The organism is Acetobacter pasteurianus subsp. pasteurianus LMG 1262 = NBRC 106471 (genome assembly GCF_000285275.1).
Taxonomy (GTDB): Bacteria; Pseudomonadota; Alphaproteobacteria; order Acetobacterales; family Acetobacteraceae; genus Acetobacter; species Acetobacter pasteurianus.
This window is the reverse complement of the sequence record NZ_CADO01000091.1, coordinates 1-4,748: the sequence shown is the minus strand read 5'-3', so window position 1 is coordinate 4,748 and position 4,748 is coordinate 1. Positions and strand designations below refer to the sequence as shown.

Annotated in this window: 5 protein-coding genes and 1 pseudogene; 4 read left to right on the top strand and 2 right to left on the bottom strand. The window is 56.4% G+C overall.

The annotated features are described in order from the left end of the window. Nucleotides 1-347: 347 nt before the first annotated feature. Nucleotides 348-773 carry a hypothetical protein gene (locus APA10_RS11425; protein WP_035367714.1) on the bottom strand — a complete coding sequence of 142 codons (426 nt, stop codon included), beginning with the start codon at nucleotides 771-773 and terminating at the stop codon, nucleotides 348-350. Between the two features lie 285 nt (nucleotides 774-1,058). Between APA10_RS11425 and APA10_RS15000 the strand changes: the two genes are divergently transcribed. The 4 genes from APA10_RS15000 to APA10_RS11405 all read left to right on the top strand — a co-directional run bounded on the left by APA10_RS15000 (nucleotide 1,059) and on the right by APA10_RS11405 (nucleotide 4,456). Further along, complete coding sequence (locus tag APA10_RS15000) at nucleotides 1,059-1,280, top strand: hypothetical protein (protein WP_155116683.1); 222 nt, start codon at nucleotides 1,059-1,061, stop codon at nucleotides 1,278-1,280. Between the two features lie 244 nt (nucleotides 1,281-1,524). Next, nucleotides 1,525-2,457, top strand: a complete 933-nt coding sequence (locus APA10_RS11415) for an aldehyde dehydrogenase family protein (RefSeq protein ID WP_214442634.1) — start codon at nucleotides 1,525-1,527, stop codon at nucleotides 2,455-2,457. Continuing rightward, complete coding sequence (locus APA10_RS11410; protein ID WP_196218994.1) at nucleotides 2,372-3,142, top strand: aldehyde dehydrogenase family protein; 771 nt, start codon at nucleotides 2,372-2,374, stop codon at nucleotides 3,140-3,142. Before APA10_RS11415 ends, APA10_RS11410 begins: the two co-directional genes overlap by 86 nt. A 342-nt stretch (nucleotides 3,143-3,484) precedes the next feature. Continuing rightward, nucleotides 3,485-4,456: an LLM class oxidoreductase gene (locus APA10_RS11405; protein ID WP_035367711.1), complete on the top strand. Its 972-nt coding sequence runs from the start codon at nucleotides 3,485-3,487 to the stop codon at nucleotides 4,454-4,456. Nucleotides 4,457-4,515: 59 nt separating this feature from the next. On the opposite strand, the pseudogene APA10_RS14990 reads toward APA10_RS11405, so the two are convergent. Beyond that, a pseudogene (locus APA10_RS14990) lies at nucleotides 4,516-4,683 on the bottom strand (hypothetical protein); the annotation flags it as partial. Between the last annotated feature and the right edge of the window lie 65 nt (nucleotides 4,684-4,748).

The following is a 4,748-nucleotide window of genomic DNA, read 5'->3' as shown; positions in this document are numbered from 1 at the left end:
GAGCGCAGGAAGATGGGGTGGATGATCCCCTAGACCGGAGCGAGGCTGCTGGCATCAGCGCAGCCCCCTTGGGGGGGCGAGCATCGGGGGGATATACCGGGCTTCCGATCGTTACCCGGATGGGCGGAGACAGACGGCGACCGCAGCGCAGCGCAGGGCGGCGGCTGGCTCCGGTGAGTTGGTCGGGAGACAGGGGCAGCGCACCTGGCTCGCGGCCTTACGAACTAGAGCGGAGATCAAGCCCCCGAAAAAAGCCCGCACGCATCATCCGTTATCGTAAAACTCTAGTCTTGTTCGCCAAGACAAGACTGACGTGCAGTGCGGAATACTTGGATGACCACGCGATCTTATCGCCGACGGAGTGGCTTTGCCGGCTTGGCCAGGATAAAATCACTGATCATGTTCGCGCGGGCAGTATAGTCCATCACTTCACTCATCATACGTGAGCGCTCATCAACCAATTTTGTCTCGGGATGATCCTTGCAATATTGTTCAACGCGCGCGCCAATTATCCTGACAACCGCGTTTTTGATGTTCTCTCGGATAGCGATCGAGCCCCATCCATTATCCACCACAAATTTTTTCAAATTCGCGATGGCTTCCCCTTCCAGATTGACCCGAGGAATACGATACCCTTCTCCTGCCCAGCTCATTACTCGAAACAGTAGTTGGTGAAACAGCAGCATCGTAGCCCTATGGGGGTCTTCAGGTGCAGGTTGGGAGGCAATCGGTGCAGGTTCGCATTCGGGCAAGTCTTCGCTGTCATCGACCATGATGGACTTCCTTTAATAAGTGAGCAGGCCAGTCCCACTCGTCCAAAATACTATAGCGAATGACTGGTAAAATATCATTCCCGGAACCCTCTTCCCGATATTTTACCAAGGCGCAGAGATAGGAACCATATCATCTATTATGGGGCTGCGAGCAGCGTTCCGTATGATCCGATAATCCGCTGCACGATCGCCTCGTTCTCTGCGGCGCCAGCGCACGAGTTCAAATAGGCCGCTCGCTTCGTCGCCGTTGCTCCTGGCTCGTATCCCCAAAAGCCCCATACCTGAATGCTGAAGAAGTCGCTGATAGGTCCGCCACATCCAGCACCAGATGCGGGCATGCCCGACATGCACAACAAGGTCGCGCAAGGCTCTGCGTGGGCCGCGGGCGAGTACGAAACAGCGACGCCGACCATTGCTGCCCCGATTGCAATAAGCAGTCTCTTCATGGCTGTGATTCCCTATTCGTGGGAACAGGAATTTCGCAGAAATTCACATTTTTCTCAATGAAAACCGCGCTAAACCGACAAAAAATCGATGTCTCAGATTTCAATCGAAACGTGTTCTCTTATCGGATTAAGCAGTAGGCGGACGCACAGTTAAGCATGAAGGCTTAGTTTAGCGGGGCAAAACAGCGAGCGCACTTGCGCACACGACACAGTACGACACCATGCATCTATAAATCCAGATATTGACATATCGCGATATGTAGCTATGTTGGCTATGTCATTCACACAGGTCACAGGAGTTCACCGTGTTGACACACAACCAGACCACTCCAAACCATGCCCCTGATAGCCACTACGGTCATTTCATCGACAACCAATGGGTTGACAGTGAAAGTGGCGAGACCATCGACAGTATCAACCCGGCTAACGGTGCATTCCTCACCAAGATTCCGCTCGGCACGGCTGGAGACGTAGACCGTGCTGTCCAGGCGGCTGCCCACGCATTCAAGTCCTGGGGCAAGACTTCTCCGGCTGAACGTGCCAACGCGCTGTTGAAGATTGCCGATCTGCTCGAAGCCGATGCCGAGCGTTTCGTGGCGTTTGAGAGCATGGATGTCGGCAAGCCGGTCCGCGAGGCCCGAGTGGATGTGCCGCTGGCCATCGACCATTTTCGCTACTTCGCCGGTGCGATACGCAGCCATTCGGATGAAGCTTCCATGCTTGACCACCAGACGATGAGTTTGACGCTGAGCGAACCACTCGGCGTAGTCGGTCAGGTCATCCCTTGGAACTTCCCTCTTCTGATGGCTGCCTGGAAAATCGCCCCAGCGATCGCCATGGGCAACACGGTGGTAATCAAGCCATCGGAAATGACACCGGTCACGATCCTGGAGTTGGCAAAGATTTTCGCCAAGGTTCTTCCGGCCGGCGTGGTCAACGTCGTCACTGGTCTGGGCACAGAGGTTGGCCAAGCGATTCTCGATCATCCCCAGATCGCCAAGCTCGCTTTCACCGGCTCGACGCGTATCGGCGAAGTCGTGGCGGCTGCGGCAGCCAAGAGGATCATTCCCGCCACGCTAGAGCTTGGCGGGAAGTCAGCCAACATCATATTTCCTGATGCCAATTGGGATCGGGCTGTCGAGGCGGCTGCACTTGGCATTCTTTGGGGCGCCAGCCAAGAGGATCATCCCCGCCACGCTAGAGCTTGGCGGGAAGTCAGCCAACATCATATTTCCTGATGCCAATTGGGATCGGGCTGTCGAGGCGGCTGCACTTGGCATTCTTTGGAACCAGGGCGAAGTATGCGAGTCCGGCTCTCGCCTGTTCGTGCATGAGTCAATCTATGAGCGCTTCGTCGCCGAGCTCAAGGAGCGCTTTGAAAAGGTTCGCGTGGGCAATCCACTCGACCCTAATACACAGATGGGTGCCCAGGTCAGCCAGATCCAGACCGACCGCATCATGGGCTACATCGAGCTGGCCAAGGAAGAAGGTGCCCGCATCCTGACGGGTGGTGAGCGACTGACTGGCGGTGAATACGATGCCGGCTTCTTCATCAAGCCGACGATCATCGTCGACGTGCGCAATGACATGCGCATCGCCCAAGAGGAGATATTCGGACCGGTCGTCACCGTGCTGCCGTTCAAGGATGAAGACGAAGTGGTGGCGCTGGCCAATGCTTCCGACTATGGCCTAGCTGGCGCTGTCTGGACCCAGGACATCAACCGTGCAATCCGTGTGGCACGGGCCATCGAAACCGGTCGTATGTGGGTCAACACCTACCACGAAATTCCGGCCCATGCCCCGTTCGGTGGATACAAGAAGTCCGGTCTCGGTCGTGAAACTCACAAGTCCATGTTGGACGCGTACAGTGAGAAGAAGAACATCTATATCAGCCTGAACGAAGCGCCGCTCGGCGTGTTTTGAGTTCAATTCATCGCCAAGATTTTCCCTAACAACATCGAGGTTTCTGGATATTTAGGAATATTGGAATGGGCGGGGAAATACTGTTTGGAAGCACACTGTTGGGACCTTCCACCCTGAAAAACCGTATCGTGCTCCCGCCCATTCCGAACGACCTTATGGCCGCCCCCTTCCGTCAGCGAGCAGGTGCGGGATGGGGGCGATCTGATCGCGTTCGGTCGTCCCTTCATCACCAACCCGGATTTGCCTGAGCGCATCACTCAGGACTGGCCGCGTTCGCAGCTTCGACGCGGCAGTGACGCTGCGCGCGGATGATGGAAACCTTGAGGCCAGAGGAGCCTGAAAATGTATCAGCCAAGTACAACCCCTTATCAGCAGCACCGGGGGTTCGGTCGAGCCTTCAAGGCCGGCCACTTGAGACTGGGGCTGTTTTTTCCCATCGAGGCCTTCCAGGGCGATACGCCGACGATGTGCAACCAGGTCGAGTTGGGCCGTCGTGCGGAAGCACTGGGCTTCTCCGCGCTCTGGTTCCGGGACGTGCCGTTGCGCGATCCCAGCTTCGGCGATGTAGGCCAGGTTTTTGATCCCTGGGTCTACTTGGGCTTCATCGCAGCACAGACGTCCACAATTGCGCTGGGAACTGCGTCGATAGCGATCCCGCTGCGCAACCCACTGCACACGGCCAAGGCGGCTGCAAGCGTGGACCAGTTGAGTGGTGGCCGCTTCCTAATGGGCGTCGCCTCGGGCGACAGACCTGTGGAGTTCCCTGCATTTGACGTTGACCCGGATCAACGAGGCAACATTTTCCAAGAACATCTGGAAGTGATCCGCAAAACTCAGCGAACCAGCTTCGAGCCGCTGCAATGGAGTAGCGGCCGATTGGAGAGTGCGGACCTGATTCCGAAGCCGACTACGGACGAGATCCCATTTTTCGTGACGGGCAACAGTCGCCAGTCCATAGAATGGATCGCGCGGGAGAGTTCTGGGTGGATCACCTATCCACGGGCACCCCAATTGCAGAAGACGATGGTGGCGAAATGGCGAGAGGCGGTCAAAGCCCAAGTTGGGGACGTCTACAAACCTTTCCTCCAGTCGCTTTACATTGACCTGGACGTACGTCCGGACGCACCGCCGGTGTCAATCCATCTGGGCTACCGGCTGGGTCGAAATCATCTGATGGCGCTATTGGAGTCGCTTGAGTCGATTGGCGTCGATCATGTAATTCTCAATCTCAAGTATGGCCATCGTCCGGCATCAGAAGTCATTGATGAACTTGGCTCTTATATCGTGCCGCGGTTTAGCGCACACTCGCCATGAGGCCGCAAGAGATCAACTCGTTATGGGGTGGCGCGGCCCTTGGGGCCAGCACCTTGCGGTCAACGCATCGTCATCTGGTTATGATCGGCCAGTGCCGGTCGCCATTGCGCGATGATCGCGGCGAATTCCGGGCCAAGGGTAGGATCGAGCTGATCGGGGTAATTGCCGGCCTGACCAATTAGACCGAAAACGACTGTCATATCTTCCACGATGGCCCTATCGAGCGCCCATAGCGACGTGGAGGGTTCTAAAAACCCCCTGGTTTTGAGGTCTTCTGTATGATTCTATTTCT